Source organism: Staphylococcus americanisciuri, from assembly GCF_024814435.1.
In the GTDB taxonomy this organism is placed as follows: Bacteria; Bacillota; Bacilli; order Staphylococcales; family Staphylococcaceae; genus Staphylococcus; species Staphylococcus americanisciuri.
This window is the reverse complement of record NZ_JANUXY010000001.1, coordinates 108,053-133,800: the sequence shown is the minus strand read 5'-3', so window position 1 is coordinate 133,800 and position 25,748 is coordinate 108,053. Positions and strand designations below refer to the sequence as shown.

The 25,748-nt window shown below is 36.9% G+C and carries 19 protein-coding genes; 5 read left to right on the top strand and 14 right to left on the bottom strand.

The window, feature by feature from the left end:
• Nucleotides 1-13: 13 nt before the first annotated feature.
• Both NXS11_RS00615 and NXS11_RS00610 read right to left on the bottom strand, forming a co-directional pair.
• Nucleotides 14-151 (bottom strand): hypothetical protein, encoded by a 138-nt coding sequence (locus NXS11_RS00615; RefSeq protein ID WP_259197780.1) that lies wholly within the window; start codon nucleotides 149-151, stop codon nucleotides 14-16.
• A 419-nt stretch (nucleotides 152-570) separates the two neighbouring features.
• Nucleotides 571-978: a sporulation protein gene (locus NXS11_RS00610; protein WP_259197779.1), complete on the bottom strand. Its 408-nt coding sequence runs from the start codon at nucleotides 976-978 to the stop codon at nucleotides 571-573.
• Nucleotides 979-1,100: 122 nt separating this feature from the next.
• Here NXS11_RS00610 and thmT point away from each other — a divergent pair, with 122 nt between their 5' ends.
• Complete coding sequence (thmT, locus tag NXS11_RS00605) at nucleotides 1,101-1,286, top strand: 2-hydroxymuconate tautomerase (RefSeq protein WP_259197778.1); 186 nt, start codon at nucleotides 1,101-1,103, stop codon at nucleotides 1,284-1,286.
• A gap of 59 nt (nucleotides 1,287-1,345) precedes the next feature.
• On the opposite strand, the gene NXS11_RS00600 is transcribed toward thmT, so the two are convergent.
• Nucleotides 1,346-2,317: an LCP family protein gene (locus NXS11_RS00600; protein WP_259197777.1), complete on the bottom strand. Its 972-nt coding sequence runs from the start codon at nucleotides 2,315-2,317 to the stop codon at nucleotides 1,346-1,348.
• A 138-nt stretch (nucleotides 2,318-2,455) separates the two neighbouring features.
• On the opposite strand from NXS11_RS00600, the gene msrA reads away from it, so the two are divergent.
• Nucleotides 2,456-2,977, top strand: coding sequence for a peptide-methionine (S)-S-oxide reductase MsrA (gene msrA, locus NXS11_RS00595; RefSeq protein WP_259197776.1), 522 nt, complete (start codon nucleotides 2,456-2,458; stop codon nucleotides 2,975-2,977).
• A 66-nt stretch (nucleotides 2,978-3,043) separates the two neighbouring features.
• Here msrA and mprF read toward each other — a convergent pair whose 3' ends face one another.
• The 8 genes from mprF to NXS11_RS00555 form a co-directional block, all read right to left on the bottom strand.
• A complete protein-coding gene (gene mprF, locus NXS11_RS00590; RefSeq protein WP_259197775.1) occupies nucleotides 3,044-5,581 on the bottom strand; it encodes a bifunctional lysylphosphatidylglycerol flippase/synthetase MprF in 2,538 nt (845 codons plus the stop codon).
• Nucleotides 5,582-5,701: 120 nt separating this feature from the next.
• Complete coding sequence (locus tag NXS11_RS00585; protein ID WP_259197773.1) at nucleotides 5,702-6,913, bottom strand: AI-2E family transporter; 1,212 nt, start codon at nucleotides 6,911-6,913, stop codon at nucleotides 5,702-5,704.
• 175 nt (nucleotides 6,914-7,088) lie between these two features.
• Nucleotides 7,089-9,125 (bottom strand): glucose-specific PTS transporter subunit IIBC, encoded by a 2,037-nt coding sequence (gene ptsG, locus NXS11_RS00580; RefSeq protein WP_259197770.1) that lies wholly within the window; start codon nucleotides 9,123-9,125, stop codon nucleotides 7,089-7,091.
• A 120-nt stretch (nucleotides 9,126-9,245) separates the two neighbouring features.
• The gene (gene glcT, locus NXS11_RS00575) at nucleotides 9,246-10,094 is read right to left on the bottom strand and encodes a glucose PTS transporter transcription antiterminator GlcT (RefSeq protein ID WP_259197769.1); all 849 of its coding nucleotides are present in this window, start codon (nucleotides 10,092-10,094) and stop codon (nucleotides 9,246-9,248) included.
• Nucleotides 10,095-10,251: 157 nt separating this feature from the next.
• Nucleotides 10,252-11,730, bottom strand: coding sequence for a glutamine transporter AlsT (gene alsT / locus NXS11_RS00570; protein ID WP_259197768.1), 1,479 nt, complete (start codon nucleotides 11,728-11,730; stop codon nucleotides 10,252-10,254).
• A 100-nt stretch (nucleotides 11,731-11,830) separates the two neighbouring features.
• A complete protein-coding gene (gene parC / locus NXS11_RS00565) occupies nucleotides 11,831-14,245 on the bottom strand; it encodes a DNA topoisomerase IV subunit A (protein ID WP_259197767.1) in 2,415 nt (804 codons plus the stop codon).
• Nucleotides 14,245-16,227 carry a DNA topoisomerase IV subunit B gene (parE, locus tag NXS11_RS00560; protein WP_259198270.1) on the bottom strand — a complete coding sequence of 661 codons (1,983 nt, stop codon included), beginning with the start codon at nucleotides 16,225-16,227 and terminating at the stop codon, nucleotides 14,245-14,247. Before parE ends, parC begins: the two co-directional genes overlap by 1 nt.
• A 185-nt stretch (nucleotides 16,228-16,412) precedes the next feature.
• A complete protein-coding gene (locus NXS11_RS00555; RefSeq protein WP_259197766.1) occupies nucleotides 16,413-17,984 on the bottom strand; it encodes a Vga family ABC-F type ribosomal protection protein in 1,572 nt (523 codons plus the stop codon).
• A gap of 450 nt (nucleotides 17,985-18,434) precedes the next feature.
• Here NXS11_RS00555 and plsY point away from each other — a divergent pair, with 450 nt between their 5' ends.
• Together plsY and NXS11_RS00545 are read left to right on the top strand one after the other, a co-directional pair.
• Entirely contained in the window at nucleotides 18,435-19,016 is a 582-nt protein-coding gene (plsY, locus tag NXS11_RS00550) for a glycerol-3-phosphate 1-O-acyltransferase PlsY (RefSeq protein WP_259197765.1), read from the top strand.
• A gap of 80 nt (nucleotides 19,017-19,096) precedes the next feature.
• Nucleotides 19,097-19,396 carry a HesB/YadR/YfhF family protein gene (locus NXS11_RS00545; protein WP_259197764.1) on the top strand — a complete coding sequence of 100 codons (300 nt, stop codon included), beginning with the start codon at nucleotides 19,097-19,099 and terminating at the stop codon, nucleotides 19,394-19,396.
• 44 nt (nucleotides 19,397-19,440) lie between these two features.
• Here the strand turns inward: NXS11_RS00545 and menI are convergent, their stop codons facing one another.
• From menI to NXS11_RS00530, 3 genes are all read right to left on the bottom strand, one after another.
• Nucleotides 19,441-19,902: a 1,4-dihydroxy-2-naphthoyl-CoA hydrolase MenI gene (menI, locus tag NXS11_RS00540; RefSeq protein WP_259197763.1), complete on the bottom strand. Its 462-nt coding sequence runs from the start codon at nucleotides 19,900-19,902 to the stop codon at nucleotides 19,441-19,443.
• A 378-nt stretch (nucleotides 19,903-20,280) separates the two neighbouring features.
• Nucleotides 20,281-22,980 carry an aconitate hydratase AcnA gene (gene acnA / locus NXS11_RS00535; RefSeq protein ID WP_259197762.1) on the bottom strand — a complete coding sequence of 900 codons (2,700 nt, stop codon included), beginning with the start codon at nucleotides 22,978-22,980 and terminating at the stop codon, nucleotides 20,281-20,283.
• 372 nt (nucleotides 22,981-23,352) lie between these two features.
• Nucleotides 23,353-24,987, bottom strand: coding sequence for a glycine betaine uptake BCCT transporter (locus NXS11_RS00530; protein ID WP_259197761.1), 1,635 nt, complete (start codon nucleotides 24,985-24,987; stop codon nucleotides 23,353-23,355).
• Nucleotides 24,988-25,229: 242 nt separating this feature from the next.
• Here NXS11_RS00530 and mscL point away from each other — a divergent pair, with 242 nt between their 5' ends.
• Complete coding sequence (gene mscL, locus NXS11_RS00525; RefSeq protein WP_259197760.1) at nucleotides 25,230-25,589, top strand: large conductance mechanosensitive channel protein MscL; 360 nt, start codon at nucleotides 25,230-25,232, stop codon at nucleotides 25,587-25,589.
• Nucleotides 25,590-25,748: the final 159 nt, after the last annotated feature.

The window sequence follows — 25,748 nt, the reverse complement described above, 5'->3', positions numbered from 1 at the left end:
TTGTTTATAGTTACTAGATATATAATACAGCTTTTGAAATGGTGCCTTTCGCATATTTTCTGTGTAAGGCATCAATTGTCTTAACTACGCGTACTTCTCGCTCTTGCTGAAGCGGGTCAACAAGTTGTGAGGTTGATGATGTAAATATCATTAAGATTAAGCTCATCTAATCAAAAAACAGCCCTATGGCAAAGACCATAAGACTGTAGCGAATGCTTGCATGAACAAACTGTTAAGAACTATTCACTCCTTAGTCACTAACACTAAAGACTATAATTATCGTCTCCACACTAATAACCTAATCCAAAGTAAGGAAAATATTGTGAAAGACAAGACAAAAACTGTGCTTTTCAAAGCCTTTTATGTCATAATCTCGTTTCAGCCTTGCCGTGGTGGAACAACGAAATCTTTTTTTGAAAAATGCGTTTCCTGTCTCACTCCCAAAATATAAGAAACTAATGCTTCTCAGCTGCACAGATAATAAAAAGAACGCAAAATACTTAATACTATTTTTCCATTATCAAAATTTTAGTCATCAATTATGTTGTAGTTCTTATGCCAAGTGATGATTTATCGCTGATATGGAACTTCAGCCTCTACTTCTTCATCAATCCCTAAATCAATGAATACATGTATCTTAAGATAGACTTTGCTTGTATCAGACTTAAGGTTAAATGTCTCCGGTTTTAATTCAAACCCAATTTTCTTATGTTCTTTAGTGCCGAGCGTAAATGTCTCGTCAATAATGAACGTGTCAAGTTCATTATTGAGATAACTAAATTCACTCGTTTCGTCTGAATTGCTATATTTTTCTAACAATTTCAATTCGATATGTGTCACTTTTTGATCACTCATACCCGCTTTCAGTTTGATATAACCTGTTATCGCTTCACCCACAGTATATGACTGCTGATCAAGATGAACGAATACTTTCATACCTTCAATACCTAATGATGTTAAGATGTTATCAAAACCCATGCATTAAACCTCCGTCTCTTTTCTTTTTCATCTCTATCATACGTGTTTTATATAAATATCCGCAACCTATAACTAAAAATGTTATAATGTGAATGATTATCACTAAGAGAGGAGCCAATCATATGCCTATCGTTACAGTTAAGCTACTAGAAGGTCGTACAGACGATCAACTCAAGAACTTAGTAACAGAAGTGACTAATGCTGTTGAAAAAACAACGAATGCACAACGTGATGCGATATCAGTTGTCATTGAAGAAATGAAACCAACACATTATGGTTTAGGTGGTACACGTAAATCTGACCAATAAGTTGTATGCAAATGAAGCCATTACAGCGACGATGCTACGTCTTGTAATGGCTTCATTTTTTATTCTTCATTCAAAAATTGTTGAATACGTTTCTTATTCTCTTTCTTATCAATACCTAATGCCGCCCCACCGTCGTTAGTTGTGATATTCTCATAACTTCCTTTGACTGGCACGCTCAATGTCTTGATATTTTTATCACCCCGTAAAATAAAACTAAATCCGGTTTGATAAATAGCTGAATCAGGCATGTCTGTACTAACATATCCACGCATAATACCCGCTAGTTTTGGCGCTTTTAGAATAGAAGATGGCTCTGTCAGTTGACGTTTAAGTGCTGACATCACCTGTTGTTGGCGTCTAACACGTCCAAAATCACCTTCTTCATCATTACGGAAGCGAGCATAACCTAGCAATTCTTTACCATTTAAACGGTGATATCCTTTTTTCAAAGAGACACCAATCTTCTCAGACATATCCTTTTCAACATCAATCGGAATACCCTCAGGTTCAAGCTCATCAATCATCGCTTCAAACCCTTTGAAATCCAATGTTGCATAATACTCAGGTTCAATGCCTAAGTTTTCTTTCAATGTTTTACGCATCAACTCTGCACCGCCTAGCGAATACGCAGCATTGATTTTATAACTACTATAGCCTGGAATATCTGCATAAATGTCACGCATCACAGAGACAATTTTCATATCTTTCTTAATGTAATCGTATTGTACAACCATGATGGAGTCAGTTCGCGATACACCACCATCTTCTAAATCTGTCCCCAAAATTAAAACAGTCGCTTTTCCATCATTTTTTGAGGTACCGTTAAATTTATGTATTTTAGGCGCTTGATTATGATTTTTTGCAACCTCTAAACCTTGATGATAACTTCTCACGCTGTATATAATTGGTAAGACAAGCAGTAAGACAATGATCAAAATAACAAATGGTAATTTGCGTATCCGTCTCTTTTTCGTACGTTTCAAACTCTGATCTGACATACTTGTTTTTTTACGTTTAAAATTGTTTTCCATCGTCTTCTCAACCTTATATCTTCAAAATTAGGTATCTGTGTACTATAATAAGCACATATTAACGGTATATAAATTCAATTTAAAAAGCAAGTAAAAACATGTAAAGTCATGAAAAATAATACACTAGGAGGTGTTCAAATGAATATAAGTACAGCTTATTTTGCGGGTGGCTGCTTTTGGTGTATGACAAAACCATTCGACCAACATCAAGGTATTGAAAAAGTGATTTCAGGTTACATGGGCGGTCATGTCACTAATCCCACTTATGAACAAGTTAAAACCGGCAAAACTGGACACTATGAAGTCGTCAAGATTGAATATGATGTGGCACTTTTTTCCTATCATAAACTATTAGAAATTTTCTTTTCTGTAATTGATCCGACTGATTCGGAAGGTCAATTTCAAGATCGTGGAACACAATATCGCACAGCTATCTTTTATACCAATGAAAATCAAAAAGCTGTTGCAGAAAACTATATCAACAGTTTAAAAAATACTTTTAATCACGATAAAGCAATTGCGACAAAAGTCCTTCCTGTTTCTGATTTTTATGAAGCAGAAGACTACCACCAAGATTTCTACAAAAAGCAACCTGAACGTTTTGAACAAGAAGAGGCAGATCGCGCCGCTTACGCAAAAGCACACCATCTAAACGAATAAGTGGCGTTTGTAATATTTAAAACAGGCAGACATCCTATCTGATGAAGGGTGTCTGCCTGTTCATATTTATACTCTATTCTTTTTACGTATAATGCGCGTAACTGTTAACAAACATTCCCATACTGTTTGTGAACGATGATAAATAAGATAACGTGATTCCCAATTCGGTCCAAACTTACTTTTATACTGACGTAAGCCTTGGAAGCTATATAAGCCATTAAAATGCTCATAAAAGCGACCTACAACCTTTTCTTTCATATGACCATAAGGTACTTGACCAACATTGGATAGTGTTGCCATTCCCATATTGAATCGCTCATATTCCGCTGATTGTGCCCATAGAATCATATGCAAATATAAACCATCCATAAACGGTAATTCGATGCCTCTGTCCCAACGAATTAAATCAACAGAAATCGTTGTTTTACGATCAACAGGCATCAATGTAGCAAACGCATCAATCTGTCCGTCAGCATTTCTTAAAACCGCAACAGGTGCTGCATTCACATATGTTCGATTGAAGTGACCTACCGAAAAGTAAAATTCTGACTGCTGACCTAACCAAATATCACTAATTTTTCTTAAACGTTGATACGTTTTTTCGTCTAAAGGTGTTTCTAGAATTTCAAATGTATAACCTAATGACTCAAATTTATTTAAAGTCGCTCTAAAGCCTCTTCTCTTTTTACCAGCGACCGTAAAGCTCTGAACATCAATTAATGCTTCTTCACCTAACTTGAAAAATTGGTTACCAAAATCATGATACATCGGTAATAGTTCCTCAGACACTTGATAAAACATTACATCTCCACCCAAATAGATGGCATGTTGATAGAATTCCTTTAACAGCGATTGAAAACCTTCAGCGTCTCCAATCGGATCACCTAGAACAACAAAAGCATCTCTCGTATAACGATACATTAAAAAGGCATTTTGTGCCTCGTTTACATAAACACGTTTGTCACCGCTATATAACAGGTGACTCAGAAGATGCCCGCCATGCTGTTCTAGAATCTCTTGGGCAATATTTATATCATTATACGTACTTGGTCTGTGATAGCGCCATTCAAAAAAGTTAATGATAGCAACAACGAGCAGTGATAACCCTAATAGCGCTAAAGCGAAAGCAGACTTAAGCAGCAAAAGATCTACTTTAGGTACGCTAACATCTAAAAACTCCAAAAAGATACGAACTAAAAATTGATTCACATATAACACACATACCGTTATAAGACCCATCATAACGAGTGATTTTAACCTTACAGGGCGTTTGAGCATGCGCGAATTGCGATATGCAAAAATAAGCACTAATACTAATAGTAAGGCTAAGATGGACATGATGGATATCCCTGAGATACCGTATACATAAACATCAGATATAATCAAAATTATCAGCGCCACGATAGCAAATAATATCGCACGTTTACTTCTAAGTATAATCCCTTTCAAGTTCAAGAAGAGAATTAAACCTGCACTGACATTCAAAATATAAAGTATTATAAACATGATATGTTGCTTCGAGTTCGATGCATCAAAAAGTATGCCAAAGTTGTTAATTAAAGCGACTACACTCATAATAAACACTAAACAGCTCAGCGCAAAAGATGGAATATAACTTGCTATATCTTTTTGGAAAGAAAGCAAAAATGTCGTAATCTCTTTAGCAGGCTGAAAATATTTAGACTCGGAAACATACTTTTTAGCAACTGTTCCAAACTCAAATACGGTTAATATAAGTGAGATGAACAACGGGAAGAAATAGTAAGCAATACGATATAAAAGCAATGCCAATACAATTTTCTCTTCTGGTACGTTGAAGTATTTAAAACCTAGTAATATCAATAAATCAAATGCACCAAATCCACCAGGAATAAAGGAAATAAGTCCAGAAATAGCTGCTACAATGAACACACCTAGAACGACAGAAAAGGCAATAGGCGCACCTACTAAATGTAATGCATAGTAAAAGACCACTGTCGCCATAAACCACTCTAAGCTTGAAATCAATGTAAAACTTGCGCCCAGCCAGCGCGCCGTCTTATCAATCGGCCAAATCCATGACACAATGATGAAGACTGGTAATAATGCTGCGATAACATATAAAAATACAGTGACCCACACGGACGTCTGTTCTAAAAAGCGGACATCTAATACATGCGTCACTACAAGTAACGATAAAAAACTTAACCCGGTCAACATAGATGTTAACATGTACGAAACGAACTGAATCAATTTCTTTTTACGGTCTGTATATTGTTGATAGAACCATAAACGCACACTCGCACCAACAAAGCCACCAAAACCAATAATATTATTAAAAGCATTGATAATATAACCGACTCTTAAAGCTTTAAACTTTGACAACTTAAGTCCGAAACGCATCGTTAAAATAACATCATATAGAGATAACAATATAATCGAGCTTGCACCTAGTGTAAAGAGCAGCACTAATTGCAAACTGTTAATGCGATTGAATAATAAGAACGTTCTTTTAAAATCAACATGTGAGAGTTCTTTAGCTAAAACGAATGTCACAATACTTAACAATACGACGATAAATATTCCTTTTAAGTACTTCAATAAAAGTTGTTTATTAGCGCTCACAACACGACTCCTCTCTGAATAGGCACAAGAGGCTGTGAGAAAAATACTTATCAATTTTCTCAATATTTCAAGTTCCCCCGCCTCTTTATTTGCCTAACATTCAATAAAAAAGCATGATTTTTATTCTTCTACTATTTTCGAATTTTGATCTTCTTCAAGCTCATAAGGACCTGCATCATCTGCATAAAACTTATTGTAACGTCGCTTGAATAACATAAAGACGTGAGATACTAATACTTTGATAATGGCATATGTTGGAATCCCTAGAATGACACCTACCACACCAAGTAAGTTACCCGCACATAATAAAACGAAAATAATCGTTAACGGATGGATACGCATTGTTTTTCCCATGATGTTAGGGGAAATAAAATGACCTTCAATAAATTGCACAGCTGTCCATACAACAATCAACTTCACCAGCATAAATGGTGATGTAATAATCGAAATAACAATTGCTGGAGAAATAGCAATCGTTGGTCCAAGATAAGGAACCACACTCGTCACTGCTGCAATACTTGCTAGAATCAAAGCATAATCCAAACCAATAATAGAGTAACCAATGAATAACAAAATACCAATACAAAATGATACGATAATCTGTCCTTGAATATATGAACCCACTTGTTCACTCATCTTATCCAATAAGTCATGGACATCTTTACGAAACTTAGGTGGTACAATTTTGTTAGAATAGTTTTTGAAACGATGTCCATCCTTTAACATAAAGAATAACACAAATGGCACCGTAACAATAACAACTGTTACATTGACCACTGCTTCCGCAAAAACACGCACTTTGTCACTAAATCCATTAGCAAAACTTGGAATTTTTTCTTGTAAATTATGCAACCACTTTTCAATATCACTATAATAATCTGATAAAAATGGTACGTGCATCATATTATTAACAAAATTCGTCGCCTTATTAATGTATGATGGAAAGTTATGTATCAATCGATCAAATTGATATGTTACCACTGGAATTAACAAGTTAACGGCTAATGTGATGAGTCCAATAATACCTAGGAAGAGCAAAATAATACCCCATACTCGTTTGATATGATACCGCTCTAAAATATTAATAATTGGATTAAATAAGTAGTAAAGTATCAATGCGACAATAATCGGTGCAGCAATCGTGTTAAGTATAATAGTAAATGGTTGAAATATATAAGATACACGATCAAATATAAAAACAACCACACCAATCAAAATAAATACTACTAACGCAAATAGTAAATCTTTACCACCAAAAAACTTCATAAATCGACTTTCTTTTAGCTCAATTCGTTTTTCAGCTTGCGCCTTTTTTGTTTCTCGTTCTGTCATAAATTTCACCAAACCTTTTGGAAAGTAATTATAGTTTATACTTTTTTTCTCGAAAATCAAACTGCTAAATATCATTTGATATACAAAGTTCTCTATCATCGTGTGAATGATTATGACTATAAGAAAAGCTGAGATTTATGACGAAAATACCATATAATCTCAGCTTGCATACCTATTATTTTGTTTCAAAAAGTTTGTCGCCTGTTGTCACTGTTGAAGCTGTTGTATAATCTAAGTTCGTTACGTCTGCTTGTGTCACAATAATTGGCGTAATATCACTTTTCGCATGTTCTTTAATATAATCTAAGTCGAATGTCATTAAGACGTCGCCTGTTTTGATTTCTTGACCTTCTTCAACAAGTACGTCGAAGCACTGACCTTCTAACTTCACTGTATCTAATCCTACATGAATCAATAATTCTAAGCCGTCTTCAGATGTTAAACCAATCGCATGTTTTGTTGGGAAGACCATCTGTACACGACCGTTAAATGGCGCGCAAACCTTACCTTCTGTTGGACGGATTGCAATACCATCACCCATCATTTTTTCACTGAATACTTGGTCAGGCACTTCACTTAATGGCAAGACTTCACCTTTTAAAGGTGCAGCAACAAAGTGCTTCACTATTTCTTTGTTGGCTGTCGCAGCATCTACCACTGTTGCTTCATCTTTATCGTCTAAATCAACTGTCGATATTACTTCTTCTCCTGCCATGATTTGTTGCATTTCATGCTTAATTTGATCTGATTTAGGACCAAAGATTGCTTGCATATTATTACCAACTTCAAGCACACCAGATGCACCTAAGTCTTTCAAACGTGCAACATCAACTTGCGCTTTATCGTTTACTTCTACACGAAGACGTGTAATACATGCATCTAAATGCTTAATATTTCCTTTGCCACCCATCGCTTCTAACACAGCATGTGGTAAATCACTTGCTGATGTTTTTTGCGCTGTTGATTGTTTATCTTCACGACCTGGTGTCTTATAGTTCAGCGCCTTGATTAAGAAGCGGAATACAAAGTAGTAAATAACTGCGTATACAAGACCAATCGGAATAACAAGCCACCAAGCTGTTTTATTCGGTAAAACACCGAGTAATACAAAGTCGATAAAACCACCTGAGAATGTGTAGCCAAGATGTATATCAAGTAAATACATAATTAAGAATGCTAAACCATCTAACACTGCATGAATAAAGAACAATAATGGTGCAACGAATAAGAATGAGAATTCCATTGGTTCAGTAATACCTGTTAAGAATGATGTTAACGCTGCTGAACCCATTAAACCGGCAACAACCTTTTTGTTTTCAGGTTTTGCTGCTTGATAAATTGCTAATGCAGCAGCTGGTAAACCGAACATCATCACAGGGAATTCACCTTGCATAAATTTACCTGATGTTAACTTAGAACCTTCTTGTAACTGTTCAAAGAAAATACGTTGGTCCCCATGAATAATCTCACCAGCGGCATTTGTATAAGAACCAAATTCAAACCAGAACGGTGCATAGAAAATGTGATGTAAACCGAACGGAATTAATAATCGCTTAATGAAACCGAATAAAAATACCGCAATACCCGTGTTGGCATCAAGTAATCCTTCACTAAATGCATTTAAACCACCTTGGATTGTTGGCCAAATCCAAGCCATTGGGAACGCTAATAAGAAAGATGTACCTGCCATCGCAATCGGTACGAAACGTTTACCCGCAAAGAAACCTAAATATGACGGTAAATCGATATTATAAAACTTATTATAACACCAAGCTGCTAAAGCCCCGATGATGATACCACCAAATACACCTGTTTGAAGTGTCGGAACACCTAAAACACTTGCGTAACCACTAGATGGATCAGCAACCGCTTTCGCTGTTACTTGTAAGAACTCACTCATTGTTTTATTCATTACAAGATAACCAACAAGTGCGGCAATCGCTGCAACACCGTCTCCACCTGCTAAACCGATTGCAACACCCATGGCGAAGATAATCGGCAAGTTGTCAAAAATAATACCCCCGGCACCAACCATCATACTTGCTACGCTTTGAACACCAGCGTTATGCAGAAATGGTAGATAGCCTTGTAATGCATCTCCTTGTAGTGCTGTCCCGATTGCTAAAAGCAGACCGGCAGCAGGTAAAATCGCAACTGGTAACATCAATGCTTTACCAATACGTTGCAATTGACCAAAAAGCTTTTTCCTCACTGTACTAACCTCCATTTATCAATGAATTCAACACAAAAGGCATGAGAAAGAAACTGTGAATAATAGTATATTCACAATTGCTAACTCATGCCTAATCTCACTTAGTAACACGTTATTGATTTAAGATTGTTGAGATGTACGAACCAACTGCTGGATGTGCATTGTTAAATAAGCCACTTCAGCTTCATACACTTCAACATCCATTTGTGATTGAATCATCTTAATTATTTTAACAGCTACATTATAGCATAGTGGATATTGTGCTTTCAATAGGTTCTCGAAACTTAATTCAATTGTTGAACGTTCTCCTTTTTTCAAGCGCTGTAATAAAAAGTGCATATGTCGAATAAAGCGTTGATACTGCAATGATGTTACATCAATGCGCACTTGTCGATCATGCTCAATCAAACGCACTGAGCGGTTGATCAATTCTGTCACCTGTTTCGTGTTTTCTATGCTCACATCTTCAATTTGTGATGCGATATGCAATGCAATAAACCCTACTTCATCTTCAGGGAACGCCACATTTAACTGTAAATTCAGACGTGCCACAACACGTTTTGCAATTTGGTACGCTTCCGGATAACTATATTTTGTTTCACTCAGAAACGGATTAGTAATCAATTGCCCTTTTTTTACACGTTTCAACGCAAAAATTAAATGATCCGTCAACGATACGATAAACGCTTCGTTATTTTCTATATTAAAATGCGCCAAGATAATTTGTACGGACTCAATCACCACATGAATCTCTTCATCATTGGTTTGATCCATTAACATTAAATAGTGGTCTTGTTGTGATTTGTTTTGTAGCTTAAAAACTTTCTCAATCGTATCCACATTTTGAATTACGACGCCTACTTTTTTGTTAAAACCAATCCCTTTACCCACTAAGACAACTTCTGTGTCATCTTGCTCACATATAATCACATTATTATTGAGAACTTTGACTATCTTGTATGTGCTCACATCATCACCCTCTCCATACATACAAGTCAAATTATATCCGCTATTACTATTATTGAAAAGAGTTATATTCGTTTTAACATGAGAATCACAATTAAATATTAAAAAACCGAATGTAAAAACATCTCTCTGCTTCCACATTCGGTTCATCATTCATATGTTATTTTGTTTTTTTCACCGTTGAATTGTTTAACTTTTGTGCATTGTCGCCCCAACATTCAATGCCAAAGAGGTTAATTTCAAGTTCTTCTGGTCTGAAGATTGGGCGTTTACCTTCTTTGCGCTGTTTCTGATAATCTCGCATCACAGCTAAGGCAATATTAGCTAAGGCAATGATAGCTATCAAGTTCACAATGGCCATCATTCCCATGAATAAGTCTGCTGTACTCCATACTGTCTCAGTTTTGACAACTGCACCGACAAATACAAGTAGTACAACTAAGCAACGGAAAATAAATAATGCTACCTTATTTTTAGTTAAAAACTCCATATTGGATTGACCATAGTAATAATTACCAATCACTGATGAGAATGCAAACAATGCAATCGCAATTGTTAAGAAAATACCACCTGCACTACCGAGATGTTCATTTAATGCAGATTGTGTTACTGCAACACCTTGTTTAGCATTTTCACCGAATTCTAACCCAGAATAAAGTAAAATCATAATCGCTGTTGCTGTACAAACTAAGATAGTATCAAAGAATACACCTAATGCTTGAATCAAACCTTGCTTAACAGGGTGAGATACAGCGGCCGTTGCTGCTGCGTTCGGCGCAGAACCCATACCAGCTTCGTTTGAGAACAAACCACGTTTTACACCTTGCAGTACTGCGAAACCAACTGCGCCACCAGCAGCTTGGTCAAAACCAAACGCACTTTTAATAATCGTTAAAATCATTGGGATGATTTGATCAAAATGCATAAACAAAATGACAAGTACCATTGCAACATAAATAATTGCCATAAAAGGAACGATGGCTGATGAAATATTTGCAATACTACGCACACCACCAAAAATGATGACAGCAGTCAAAACAGCAAGAATAATACCTGTTACTACAGGACTTACATTGTATTGCGTATTTAATGATTCTGCAATTGTGTTTGATTGAACCGTATTAAATACAAAGGCAAAAGTCACTGTAATCAATACTGCGAATAGAATACCTAGCCATTTTTGATTCAATCCTTTGGTGATATAGTAAGCTGGACCACCACGGAAGCCACCTTCTTCATCAGGCACTTTATAAACTTGTGCCAAAGTTGCCTCTATAAAGGCACTCGCAGCACCGACAATCGCAATAATCCACATCCAGAATACTGCACCTGGACCTCCTAAGACGATTGCGGTTGCAACACCGGCAATGTTCCCTGTACCTACACGAGAACCTGCACTAATGGCAAAGGCTTGGAATGATGAAATCCCTTTTTCACCTGAATCTAGTGTCTCCGGTTTCTCCTTAATAGCACGAAACATTTCAGGTATCCACCTGATTTGGACAACTTTTGAGCTAATCGTGAAGAATAAACCTACTGTTAAAAGTAGCCCAATTAAATACTGTGACCAAATCAAATCGTTTCCTACTTCAACAATTGTTTTGAACCAATCAGGAATTAAACTATCAAAATCTCTCATATTTTAATCACTCTTTACTATTAGATTTTCAAATGTCTCAATAACACACAACTAGTAATAGTTTATCATCTATGCACAATAGTGACTATCTATTTTTTTATTATTTGCTAATAAATAGATCCTTGATTTCCCCAAATGTCGCTGTATCAACAACGAATGAGCCATTCGTATATTGCTCGGATAAATGAATTTTGTTAATTTGCCCATCGTGTACCGCTTCGTCTGATACTAATTGATAGTGGACATCAGCTTCACGACATACCACTGCTGCTACGATACGATGCGGTTGCTTCTTCAATTCTTTCAGCAGCGTAATACCACGTTGTGCACGTTTTGCCTCTTGCAAGACCTTAAAGCTAATACGTTTCAATGCTCCGCGTTGTGTCGCAATTAGAATCGTGTCCTGACGACCTACTAAATCAACCATCACAACATGATCCTCTGCTTTTAAATTGATAGCCTTTACACCACCCGTACGAATACCTGTCGTTGGTAGCTCAGCAATTGGATACGTGAGCGACATACCTTTGTGGGTTAATAATGTTACTAATTGCTCAGTTTCCGTAATTTGCGTTCTCATCGCCGAAATAACTACATCATCATCTTTCAACTTCATCGCTACAAGTGGTTTACAATGTCGTGCTGTTTTATAGTTGGACAATGTCGTCATTTTAATCATGCCGTTACGCGTTGCTGTAATAATAGCTTCATGATCATCAAATGCTGAAACGACATCATAGTCCACGATAACTTCGTCTTCATCAATCACTGCTAATTGCGAAATATGTTGTCCAAGATCTTTCCATTTGATGTCCGGTAACTTATGAACAGGAATTGACAAGTAACGTCCTTTATTTGTAAAAACAAGCGCAGTATCTTGGGTATTTACTTCCATATATTTCAATACGTAATCGTCCACTTTCAAGCCAATTTCCTCTTTACCTGATGCATTAAAACTACGCAATGATGTGCGCTTAATATAACCTTCACGCGTAACACTCACCATCACGACTTCACTTGGTACAAGCACCTCTTTGTCGATCTTGATTTCTGCGATTTCTGCTTCAATCGTTGACAATCTCGCATCTTTAAACTGTTTTTTTATTTCTGATAATTCATTTTTAATAACGTCTAACAAAGCATTGTGATCTTCCAAAATATATTGTAAATCTTTAATTTTATTGGCAAGCGCATCATGTTCTTCTTGCAACGCTACAATATCCGTATTCGTTAAACGATACAGTTGTAACATAACGATGGCTTCCGCTTGTGCATCTGTAAAATCATACGTCGCAACTAAGTTCTCTTTCGCATCACGTTTATTTTTGGATTCTCGGATGAGCGCAATCACTTCATCTAAAATAGAAAGCGCCTTCATCAATCCTTCGACAATATGCATACGTTCTTCTGCATGTTTCAAGTCATAACGTGTACGACGTGATACTACTTCAATTTGATGGTTCAAGTAACAGTCAATAATCTGTTTGATACCCATCAACTTCGGACGCCCTTCACTAATTGCCACCATATTAAAGTTATATGCCACTTGTAAGTCTGTGTTCTTGTACAAATAGTTGAGTATTGATGTTGCATTAACATCTTTTTTCAACTCAATCGCAACTCTTAAACCACTGCGGTCTGTTTCGTCGCGCACTTCAACAATACCTTCTACTTTTTTGTCGGCACGCAACTCATCAATTTTCTTAACTAAACTACCTTTATTAACTTCATAAGGGATTTCAGCAATCACAATTTGACTTCGACCGTTGCGCAATGTTTCTGTTTCAGCTTTTGCGCGTACAATCACTTTGCCTTTACCCGTCTCGTAAGCTTTTTGAATGCCATCAATACCTTGGATAATGCCACCTGTTGGGAAGTCAGGGCCTTTGATATATTTCATCAATTGCTTAACGGTCATATCTGGATTATCAATCAACTTCAATGTTGCCGTAATCACTTCAGCTAAGTTATGTGGTGGAATATCTGTTGCATAACCTGCAGAAATCCCTGTTGAACCATTAATTAACAAGTTAGGCAAACGTGCTGGTAATACCATCGGCTCCATTTGTGTATCATCGTAGTTTGGTACAAAGTCTACCGTTCCTTTATTCAAGTCACGCAATAACTGCTCTGACAATTGACTCAACTTAGCCTCTGTGTAACGCATTGCAGCAGGCGGGTCATTGTCAATACTCCCGTTGTTCCCATGCATTTCAACGAGTAGATGACGCAACTTCCAATCTTGACTCAAACGCACCATCGCATCATAAACGGAACTATCGCCATGTGGATGCAAATGACCAATCACGTCACCAACTGTTTTCGCACTCTTACGGAAGTTTTTATCATACGTATTACCGCTTGAGAACATAGAATATAAGATACGTCGCTGTACAGGCTTTAACCCATCACGTACATCTGGCAATGCACGTTCTTGGATAATATATTTACTGTAACGTCCAAAACGATCGCCGATTACATCTTCTAACGGTAAAGTTTGAATTACTTCAGCCATTATGCATCCTCCTCATCCATCTCGTCTTTAACTAAAATCTGAACTTCATCATTCTCTAAAATACTCTGATCTTCTTGCATACCGAATTGGACATGACGCTCAATCCATTCACGACGCGGTGCAACTTTATCACCCATCAGTGTAGAGACACGCTTAGACGAGCGTACTTCATCATCAATTTGAACTTGAATTAAAGTACGTGTCTCAGGATTCATCGTTGTTTCCCATAATTGATCCGGATTCATTTCACCAAGACCTTTATAACGTTGCAACATGAAGCCTTTACCCAATTCTTTCTGCAATTGCTCTAACTCTTCATCTGTCCACGCATATTCCACACGTTTTTGTTTGCCTTTTCCTTTTTCCAATTTATACAGTGGTGGTAAAGCAATAAAAACATGCCCTTCACGTACGAGTGGACGCATATATTTAAAGAAGAACGTTAACAATAATACCTGAATATGTGCACCATCTGTATCAGCATCAGTCATAATTATCACACGGTTGTAGTTGCTATCTTCAATGTTAAAGTCATTGCCCACACCTGCACCAATCGTATGAATAATCGTATTGATTTCTTCATTCTTAAAAATATCTTCAAGGCGGGCTTTCTCCGTGTTAATCACCTTACCACGCAATGGTAAAATCGCTTGGAACTTGCGATCGCGCCCTAATTTTGCTGAACCGCCGGCAGAATCCCCTTCGACTAGATACAATTCATTTTTCTTCGTATTTTTACTTTGAGCAGGCGTTAGTTTACCGGACAACAAAGTATCTTTACGGCGATTCTTCTTGCCAGAACGGGCATCTTCACGCGCTTTACGAGCCGCTTCCCGTGCTTGTTGTGCTTTAATAGCTTTTTTCACTAATGCTTTGGATAATTGTCCTTTTTCTTCTAAGTAGAAAGGCAACTTCTCAGCAATAATCGCATCTACTGCACTTCTCGCTTCAGGCGTTCCCAATTTAGACTTTGTTTGCCCTTCGAATTGTAAAAGATGTTCAGGAATACGTACTGATACAATCGCAGTGAGTCCTTCACGAATATCGTTACCTTCAATATTTTTATCTTTTGGCTTCAACTCACCTATGCGTCGTGAATACTCATTGAAAACACGTGTCATCGCCGTCTTAAAGCCAACTTCATGTGTCCCGCCGTCTTTTGTACGCACATTATTAACAAAACTTAAAATGCTTTCAGAATATTGATCGTTATATTGAAATGCCACATCGACTTCAATATCATTCATCGTTCCTTGGAATAACGCCACATCATGAAGTGTTTCCTTGCCTTCATTCACATAGTTTACAAATGCTTTGATACCTTCTTCATAATGATAGACTTCTTGTCTTTCTTTCCCAGAACGCTTATCTTCCATAACAATTTTCAAACCTTGCAATAAAAATGCTGATTCTTGAAAGCGTTCACTAAGCGTATCAAAATTAAACAATGTTGAACTTTTAAAAATCTCTGGGTCTGGTTTAAACGTTACGATTGTCCCTGTGTTCTTCGTTTTGCCTTTTTGAACAAGACGTGTCTGTGGCACACCACCATGTGCAAACTTCTGTTCAAACACCTTACCATCTCTGTGAATCTCAACTGTTAACCATTCACTTAAGGCATTTACAACAGAGGCACCTACACCGTGAAGACCACCCGATGTTTTGTAACCACCTTGTCCAAACTTACCACCTGCATGTAGCACCGTAAAAATCACTTCTACTGTTGGTTTACCAGATTTGTGCATTCCGGTTGGCATACCACGTCCATTGTCTGCAATCGTGATACTCTCATCGGCATTAATCGTTACTTGAATTTCATTACCATAGCCATTTAATACTTCATCTACTGAGTTATCAACAACTTCATATACGAGATGGTGTAAGCCGCGTTTATCTGTAGAACCTATATACATACCTGGTCTTTTTCGTACTGCTTCAAGACCTTCTAATACTTGTATCGCATCATCCGAATAATTATTCATCTTTTTCGCTGACACACAATTCCCCTCCTGCAAACATACGTTCGTTCATCAAACTATACAATAGCTATTCTTATATAAATTCTTCAAAAATGCAAGCAACAAATGGAAGTTATTGATGAAATAAAGCCTTTTAACATAACTGATACAAGGTGAAAAGTTAAGTTTCAGCACGCTTAGTTATACAATTACTCAACTAGTGCTCGCTTTTGCTTCAACAATTTTTGGAATTCTTGTTCTAATGCCTCTGAAGGTTCAACACTTAATCGGCTAAGTACTGCTGCTATTTTTACATCTAGCAACAGTTTTTCATCTTCTGCCTCATCTTTCTCGGACACCTGTGCTTCAGCTAGCCACGCTTGATAGTTCCCTTCAAATACAGTCAGCTTTAAATCTTCAATTGCTAAAATACGTGTTGCTACTTTATCAATGAAGCGACGATCATGAGACGCAACGATAACGGTCCCTTCATATTCATTCAACAATGTCTCAAACGCTTCGATTGCTTGTGTATCAAGATAATTAGTCGGCTCGTCCAACAGTAATGTATTCACATCGCTTAGAAATACTTTCGTAAGCGCAACCTTCACACGTTCACCGCCACTGAGTACACCTACACGTTTATAAACATCTTCCTTAGCAAAATGCATCCTTGCAAGTACAGTACGAACCAGTGTTTCATCTTGTTTTGATGTGGCTCGTACATTTTCTAAAATCGTTTTATCTAAGTCTAAAATATCTAAATTTTGACTAAAATAACCGATTTTAACTGCTGGTGATATTGTGATACCTGGCTGGTGGGATACCAATTGTTTCATTAAGGTAGTCTTTCCTGTTCCATTGGCACCAATAATTACAAGTTTATCGCCACTACGAATATTAAAGGTTGCTGGACGCCATAAGGTGCGCTCTTTAATATTGCCAGCAAGTTCTTCCACATGCATTACTATTCGCCGTTTTAATATTTCTGAACTTGGAATAGACATTTTTAATGGTTTATGTTCCACTACTTTTTCTATAGTTTCCAACCTACCTAATCGACTTTGCATGGCTTTCATCGTTTGACGTAGCTTCTTCTGTTTATTCGCAAAATAGACACTTGTTCCTTTAATTCGTGCTTCTGAACTACTAAGATTTTTAGGTTTTTTAGTCGCTTGTTGCGCTTTTCTCTCTTTCAATTTTATCGCCGCTTCTAACTGTTGCTTCTTCTGCTCATACGTTTTATGTGCTAACTGTGCTTGACGACGTTCCAAGTCTTTCTGATTAATATAATCACTATAGTTCCCTTTATACACTGTTATTTTGCTATCTTCAATCTCCCATATCATTGTACATAAAGCATCCAAAAAGTCACGGTCATGAGATACTATAATAAACGCCCCTGTCCACGACTTCATTGTATGTTCTAACGCTTCTATATGTGAAATATCTAAATTAGCCGTTGGTTCATCAGCAAGTAGCAACTCGGGTTGTTGACCAAGCACTTGCTGAATGGTCTTTTGAGTCATCTCACCACCACTCATAACCATGTCCTGCGCTTTAAGTTGTGGTATATAGCCCAATTGCGAATAAGGTGTTACAAGCCCCTGTTCGGGTGTAAGGTTACCACATAGCATTTGGAGTAATGTTGTTTTGCCACTGCCGTTATGACCAACCAACCCGATTCTGTCGCCTTGATGCACTTGCAACTTCTCAACATCTATCAGTAATCGCGTTGCTATATAGTGCTTTAAAGCTGTTGCTTCTAGTAATATTCTCATACAATCATCTCCTTTGAATAAATGATTGGAGACAAAAATGCCCCCTATTGTCATTCAGAATAGGAGGCAAAAATCCATATAGGTGCACACGCAAAGACAACCATTCTCTTTACGTACAACTACAAACAATCCTATTCTGAAGGGAACAATCAAAGGCACAACAAATAAAACAGCATCATATTGCTGCATTACCTTCAATTGTTTGCGTTCAAAAAATAGGATTATAAAATCATGTAGTTGGTTCACCCTTTCACGTATTGTGTTATATTAATCTTAAACAAAAATGATAACGATTGCAAATATCTAGATGATAAGACTTGCTTTATTATCACCCTTTAAACATTATTTGTATCCCATACCACCCATTTATGACATTCTTATTAGAAAACACACGACGAAATATGAATTTATGTTAAAATAAGAGCAGGTACTAAAAGGATGTGAAAACATATGGCATTATGCCTTTTATTTATTGCAAGTTATTTAATCGGATCCATTCCAAGTGGCTATCTGATTGGTAAAATATTTTTCAAAAAAGATATTAGAGATTTTGGTAGTGGCAATACAGGCGCAACAAATAGTTTTCGTGTACTTGGTAAGCCAGCTGGTTTTGCAGTAACATTTTTCGACATATTCAAAGGATTTATCGTTGTATTTTTTCCATTATGGTTCAGCATTGATATACACGGTCTTATTGTTGGTATCTTTGCGATTATCGGTCATGTTTACCCAATTTACTTAAAGTTTAAGGGGGGTAAAGCGGTCGCAACAAGCGCAGGTGTTCTATTAGCTGTCAATCCATTATTATTCTTAGTGCTTATTACTATTTTCTTTGTTATTCTATACTTAACGAAGTATGTATCATTATCAAGTATTATCGCAGCATGCTGTTGCGTGATTGGTTCAATTTTTGTCCAAGATTATATCTTACTGATTGTGAGTGTTATCGTCGCAAGCTTATTAATCTATAGACATACCAGTAACATTAAACGCATCTTAAAAGGCACAGAACCCAAAATAAAATGGATGTAAGCACAGCAATTGATTTCCGCACAAAACACGTTACAATGAATAGCGTACTTTGCTTATATTAACAAGGAGGCGTTTCACGCATGAAATTAGAAATTACCCCTAAAGCTGTCGCATGGTTCAAAGAGGAACTTGAATTGCCTGATGCTGGTAAAGTACTCCACTTTATCGTTCGTTATGGTGGCGAGTTTCAATTAAAGCAAGGATTTAGCCCCGCTTTCAATGTTGACTTTCTTAAAGATATCAATGAAGTTGGTTTTGAAATGGTTGTAGATGATTTACATATCGTTATTGCCGAGAAAGATATTTGGTATTATGAAGATCACCAATTAACAATAGATATTGTTGATGACGAAATTATTTATCACGCACAAGTCAAATAATCAATAAACAATGATATTAAATCCCCAATCAATAAGCATTCGGCCTATTGATTGGGGATTTGTAGTTCAAGTGTTTCACCAGCTTTATTGCGTCGATCCACATCACTGTAGATGTCATACCAATTTGGAAAAGCTTTATCGATACGCACTGGCTTACCTTCATCTTTAGTAATTAAAACATTATCGGTATAACCTGTTGTCACCAATTCACCTTGTGCGTTGTAAATTTCATATTGGTAACGAGAGCGTAATCTTGAAAACTTGGAAACCCATGTCTTCACAGTTACCTTATCTGGATAGCCCACGCTCTTCTTGTATTGCACGTTAAGCTCCGTCACAGGCGATACAATACCCTGTTGTTCCATCTCCACATAATCGAGTCCCAACTTGCGTATATAGTCTGTACGTGCTACCTCGAACCATGTCGCATAATTGCCATGATACACCACACCCATTTGATCCGTTTCTTGATAACGTACCTCGATTTCCGTCAATGCATATAACATACTGTATGCCTTCTTTCTATATTCTTATTCACATACACATACTATCACAAAATAACATACTATCGTAAGCAAAAATAAGTGCGCTTTAAGTGACATATCAAGCAAGGCTGTTCAGCTTCTGTGATGTAAAGACGATAAGTACCTAGTTTTGTTTATACTGTTGTTTCATAAGATTTTATGTTGAAGGGAGTAGCTGACTCGCGTGAAAATACGATTTTATCAACTTTACCTGGGGGGACAACGGAACCTTTTTAGAAAATGAGAGACTTGTCCTACTCCCCATGTCAACCACCACAAAAAGATGTAGAACCCAAAAAACGAGTACAACACACGACATGCTGTACTCGTCTTAATCGATTATAAAGTAACATATACGTATTAAGCTAACTTTTTACGTAATACAAGTTGCAAGATACCACCGTGACGATAATAATCCAACTCTACATTTGAATCGAATCTTGCTTTAGCTTCAAATGTCACAACTGTACCATCTGGCTTTGTAGCTGTTACAGTTACTAATTGACCTGGTTGAACTGTTTCGTCAATATTAACTTGGATTGTTTCTTGACCATCTAAACCAAGCGTATCTGCTGACTCGCCATCTTTAAATTGTAAAGGTAATACACCCATCATCACTAAGTTAGAACGGTGAATACGCTCATAACTTTGTGCAATGACTGTTTTGACACCTAATAAATTCGTACCTTTTGCAGCCCAGTCACGTGAAGAACCCATACCATAATCATTGCCGGCAAGCACCACAAGACCTGTACCGTCTTCTTTATATTTCATCGCTGCATCAAAGATAGGCATCACTTCATTGGTTGGCCAGTATGTTGTGAAACCACCTTCTGTACCTGGTGCAAGTTGGTTTTTAATACGAATGTTCGCAAACGTACCACGTACCATCACTTCATGGTTACCACGGCGAGATCCATATGAGTTAAAGTCACGCGGAGATACGCCATTATCTAACAAGTATTTGCCTGCTGGTGTATCTTTACCAATCGCACCTGCTGGAGAAATATGGTCTGTTGTCACCGAGTCACCAAATTTACCCATTACACGTAATCCTGTTAATGGTTGGATTGTGCCAGGTTCTTTTGATAAACCTTGGAAGAACGTTGGATTTTGGATATAAGTCGATTTTGGATCAAAGTCATACAATGGTTGTTCTGTTGTATCAATCTGATTCCATAATTCATTATTTTTATAGACATTTTCATACTCTTCTTTAAACAATTCAGGTGTAACGACACTATCTACTGTGTCAGATACTTCTTGAATTGATGGCCAAATATCTTTTAAGAAAACATCGTTCCCCTCTGCATCTTGGCCAAGTGGTTCATTTTGCAAGTCGATATCAACTGTTCCTGCTAAAGCATACGCAACAACAAGTGGTGGTGACGCAAGATAGTTAGCTTTAACAAGCGGGTGGATACGTCCTTCAAAGTTACGGTTACCCGATAACACCGAAGTCACCAATAAGTCTTCTTTAGCAATGGCAGTTTCAATCTCTTCTAATAACGGACCAGAGTTACCGATACATGTCGTACAACCATAACCAACTAAGTTAAAACCAAGTTGATCTAAGTATTCTTGTAAGCCTGCATCACGAAGATAGCCTGTTACAACTTTTGAACCTGGTGCCAATGATGTTTTAACATAATCAGGTACTTTTAATCCCTTGGCTACTGCGTTTTTAGCTAATAAACCAGCACCTAACATTACATAAGGATTCGATGTATTAGTACATGATGTAATCGCAGCAATCGCAATATCCCCTGTTTTCATTTCAGATTGACGACCATCTTTGAAATCAATCGTTACTTTTTTGTCAAACTCACTCGCATCAAAACCATGGCCTTGGTTACCTGCTGGAGCTGTTACAGATTTTTGGAATGCTTCTTTCATATTGCTCAAGAAGATAAGGTCTTGTGGACGTTTTGGTCCAGATAATGCCGCTTCGACTGTTGATAAGTCTAAATCAACAACATCTGTATAATTCGGTACTTCTTCTACATTATAGAATAAGTGGTTAGCTTTTAAATATTGTTCAACTGTGTCTACATGCTCAGATGAACGACCCGTTAAACGAAGATATTTTAAAGTCTCATCGTCTACTGGGAAGAAACCACAAGTCGCACCATATTCAGGCGCCATATTCGCAATTGTTGCACGGTCTGCCAATGGTAACTTATCAACACCTGGGCCAAAGAACTCAACAAACTTGCCTACTACACCCTTTTGACGTAATAACTCAGTTACACGTAAAGCCAAGTCTGTCGCTGTAGCACCTTGTGGCAATTCATTTGTTAAGCGCACACCAATCACTTCTGGAATTGGGAAGTATGAAGGTTGACCGAGCATTCCCGCTTCAGCTTCAATACCACCTACACCCCAACCTAATACACCGAGACCATTAATCATTGTTGTATGTGAGTCAGTCCCAACCAATGTATCAGGATATGCGACCTTTTCGCCTTCTTCATCACGTACATGTACAACATTCGCAAGGTACTCTAAGTTAACTTGATGAACGATACCTGTTGCCGGTGGTACTGCATTATAGTTTTGAAATGCTTTTGTCGCCCAGCTTAAAAATTGATAACGTTCATAGTTGCGTTCAAATTCTAATTTCATGTTGCGTTCCACCGCGTCGGGATTACCATAGTTATCTACTTGTACAGAATGGTCAATAACTAAGTCAACTGGTACCTCTGGATTGATTTTTGAAAGATCCCCACCTACATCATCCATCGCTTTGCGTAAAGAGGCTAAGTCTACAACCGCTGGAACACCTGTAAAGTCTTGTAAAATAACGCGTGAAGGCTTAAATGGTACTTCACCTTTATCATTTTCTTTTCCAAATGTCGCTAATGACTTAATATGGTCTTCTGTAATGACAAAACCATCTTCTTGACGTAAAACAGATTCTAATAATACACGAATCGAATACGGCAAACGACTAATCTCAGTTAAGCCCTTTTCTTCTAATACATTCAGGTCATAGAACGTAATGTCTTGACCATTCACTTGAAATGACTTCTTCGCTTGCTCTTTTAAATTTGCAGTCATTTGAATGTCCCCCTTGAAAAATTTATATGCCTTATCATTAATTGTATAATTAACATACCTTGAAAACAACTATGTAAGCGCTAAATTGACCTGTTTTGAATTTCGTCTTTTTAATTAGTTGTTATAAATAATACTTATGGTTAAACTCGTTTTTGATAATTAATAGTTATTAAATGAGAACCATTTTCAATAAGAGTTATCCCATGTCATACATTTAATAGTTACCTTCTATATAATACGCTTTTTACAAACTTAACCTAGCTCACTAAATCAAATTAAACGTAACACACCACCTGATGTCTGTTCATTGCAAACGACCGAAAAAAACGGCTAGAATGCCTGTGCATCCTAACCGCTCTTAAATGTAAATGTTTATTTCTCTTGTTCTCTTAATTCCTTACGTCTTGAAATTAATTCATCTTCATAATCTTGTTGAGATTGTGCCACATATTCTTTCAGACGATGTTTATTTGGTGTTAACGTTAATCCTAAGAATTTACGTTCTTTATTGGCATCTTTGTAGAAACTGATCATCATCAATATCACAACAAGTGAGAAAGGTAATGCACTAATAATCGCCGCACTTTGTAAAGCATTTAACCCTGCTTCACCATCACCATTACCAGATAATAATAAAACAAATGCGATTAATGATTGTGCCACACCCCATGTCACTTTAATAAATTGACTTGGATTTAATGAACCATTCGTTGTTTGCATACCCAATACAAATGTCGCTGAGTCTGCAGAAGTGACAAAGAATGATGCAATTAATAATAAAGCAATGACTGATAAAATCATACCCATTGGCAAGTGATTGAAGACACCAAAGAGTTGCGTTTCAACAGACATATCAATGATTTCTTTATGTTTTTTAGCTGTTTCAATACCTAACACACCGAAAACACTGAACCATAAGAAACTTACAATAACTGGTACTAACATAACACCAGAGATAAATTCACGAATTGAACGCCCTTTAGATACACGTGCAATAAATACACCAACAAACGGGCTCCAGCTCATCCACCAGCCCCAGTAGTACAATGTCCAATCAGACATCCACTGTGCTTTTTGTGGATTTTGTGCTGCTGTATCAAAACTGCTGAACAAGAAAGAATCTAACAAGCTACCTGTTGAACTTGTGAACATATTCATAATTAGTACTGTTGGCCCCGCGATTAAAGCAGCAAGCATTAACAATGTACCTAATCCAATATTTATATTACTTAAATATTGAATACCTTTACTCAAGCCTGACCACGCACTCATGATAAATAGAATTGTTACAACAACAATAATAATTGCTTGTGTGAAGATATTGTTTGGAATGCCAAATAAGTAGTTCAAACCACCTCCGATTTGAAGCGCACCCATACCAAGTGATACTGCAACACCAATAACTGTCGCAAAAACTGCAAGCACATCAATCAACGTACCGATTGGACCATCAACTCGATCTCCTAAGATAGGTCTCAATGTTTTTGACAGTAAACCAGGTTCACCTTTTCTAAACTGCGCATAAGCAAGTGCCAATGCTACAACACCGTACACTGCCCATGCATGAAAGCCCCAATGAAAAAATGTAGAACGCAATGATTCAGCATATGCTTGCTTCGTCATTGGATCAGCTGTTGGCGGTGCCGCAAAATGAGATAATGGTTCAGCTGCACCATAGAATACAAGCCCAATTCCCATACCAGCACTAAATAGCATCGCAAACCATGATACCGTATTAAATTCCGGTTTATCATTTGGACGTCCCAATTTCAACTTACCGATTGGGCTAAAAATTAAAAAGATACAGAAGAACACAATTACAGTTGTTAATATTAAATAGTACCAACCTAGGTTATCTGTAATCCATAGTTTTATTTCATTTGTAAACTCGCCAAATTGTGTTGGGATAAAAACACCAATAAGGACAATTGCAAAAATAATGATTGCACTAATTAAGAAAACAGGTGAAAACTTCTTACCATTTGGTTCTGGAGTTGAAGAATTCATAAATTAACATACTCCCTTTCAATATTTTAGTTTTAAATAAGCATCTTTTATTTATATACCCAATTTGCATGAGTTTAAAAGTTAAAAAATGCAATTACAACATATACCATAACAAAATAAAACAATATAATCAACGCGGTGTAAAATGAAAACAATATATTTTGAAAGTGTATTGTAATAAAATGAAAGTGTTGTATAATACCTTATGTTAATTAAATCAATTGTCAAAAGGAGTTTAATAAATGTTACAAGAATTTAAAGAATTTGCGCTAAAAGGTAATGTCTTAGATTTAGCAGTTGCAGTTGTAATGGGTGCTGCTTTTAATAAAATTGTTACATCTTTAGTTGAAAATATTATTATGCCACTGATTGGCTTATTGTTTGGTGAAGTTAACTTTGCTCAAAACTGGTCAATCTTCGGTATCAAATACGGTATCTTTATCCAATCAATTATCGACTTCCTTATCGTAGCAGTTGCATTGTTCATCTTTGTTAAAATTGCTAACACACTCGTAAAACCAAAAGAAGAAGAAGTTGAAGAAGCGGTTGATGAACACATCGTTCTTTTAACTGAAATCCGCGATTCATTGCGCAACAAATAATTATAGCACTTTAAAAGCGTTAGCACTCGAATCATGAATGCTAACGCTTTTATATAACATCATTGCTTTATTGCTCGCTTACTAGGGCATTCAATCCAACTCATTTTGATGCGCTACAGAAATCTCATTCGTTCGCAAAGACACCTTTATAGCACCTCT

Bases quoted from the DNA above. Each gene is read 5' to 3' on its own strand.
- NXS11_RS00615 (WP_259197780.1), bottom strand. From the start codon at position 151: ATGATATTTACATCATCAACCTCACAACTTGTTGACCCGCTTCAGCAA.
- NXS11_RS00610 (WP_259197779.1), bottom strand. From the start codon at position 978: ATGGGTTTTGATAACATCTTAACATCATTAGGTATTGAAGGTATGAAA.
- thmT (WP_259197778.1), top strand. From the start codon at position 1,101: ATGCCTATCGTTACAGTTAAGCTACTAGAAGGTCGTACAGACGATCAA.
- NXS11_RS00600 (WP_259197777.1), bottom strand. From the start codon at position 2,317: ATGGAAAACAATTTTAAACGTAAAAAAACAAGTATGTCAGATCAGAGT.
- msrA (WP_259197776.1), top strand. From the start codon at position 2,456: ATGAATATAAGTACAGCTTATTTTGCGGGTGGCTGCTTTTGGTGTATG.
- NXS11_RS00585 (WP_259197773.1), bottom strand. From the start codon at position 6,913: ATGACAGAACGAGAAACAAAAAAGGCGCAAGCTGAAAAACGAATTGAG.
- alsT (WP_259197768.1), bottom strand. From the start codon at position 11,730: ATGAGAGATTTTGATAGTTTAATTCCTGATTGGTTCAAAACAATTGTT.
- parC (WP_259197767.1), bottom strand. From the start codon at position 14,245: ATGGCTGAAGTAATTCAAACTTTACCGTTAGAAGATGTAATCGGCGAT.
- parE (WP_259198270.1), bottom strand. From the start codon at position 16,227: ATGAATAATTATTCGGATGATGCGATACAAGTATTAGAAGGTCTTGAA.
- NXS11_RS00555 (WP_259197766.1), bottom strand. From the start codon at position 17,984: ATGAGAATATTACTAGAAGCAACAGCTTTAAAGCACTATATAGCAACG.
- plsY (WP_259197765.1), top strand. From the start codon at position 18,435: ATGGCATTATGCCTTTTATTTATTGCAAGTTATTTAATCGGATCCATT.
- NXS11_RS00545 (WP_259197764.1), top strand. From the start codon at position 19,097: ATGAAATTAGAAATTACCCCTAAAGCTGTCGCATGGTTCAAAGAGGAA.
- menI (WP_259197763.1), bottom strand. From the start codon at position 19,902: ATGTTATATGCATTGACGGAAATCGAGGTACGTTATCAAGAAACGGAT.
- acnA (WP_259197762.1), bottom strand. From the start codon at position 22,980: ATGACTGCAAATTTAAAAGAGCAAGCGAAGAAGTCATTTCAAGTGAAT.
- NXS11_RS00530 (WP_259197761.1), bottom strand. From the start codon at position 24,987: ATGAATTCTTCAACTCCAGAACCAAATGGTAAGAAGTTTTCACCTGTT.
- mscL (WP_259197760.1), top strand. From the start codon at position 25,230: ATGTTACAAGAATTTAAAGAATTTGCGCTAAAAGGTAATGTCTTAGAT.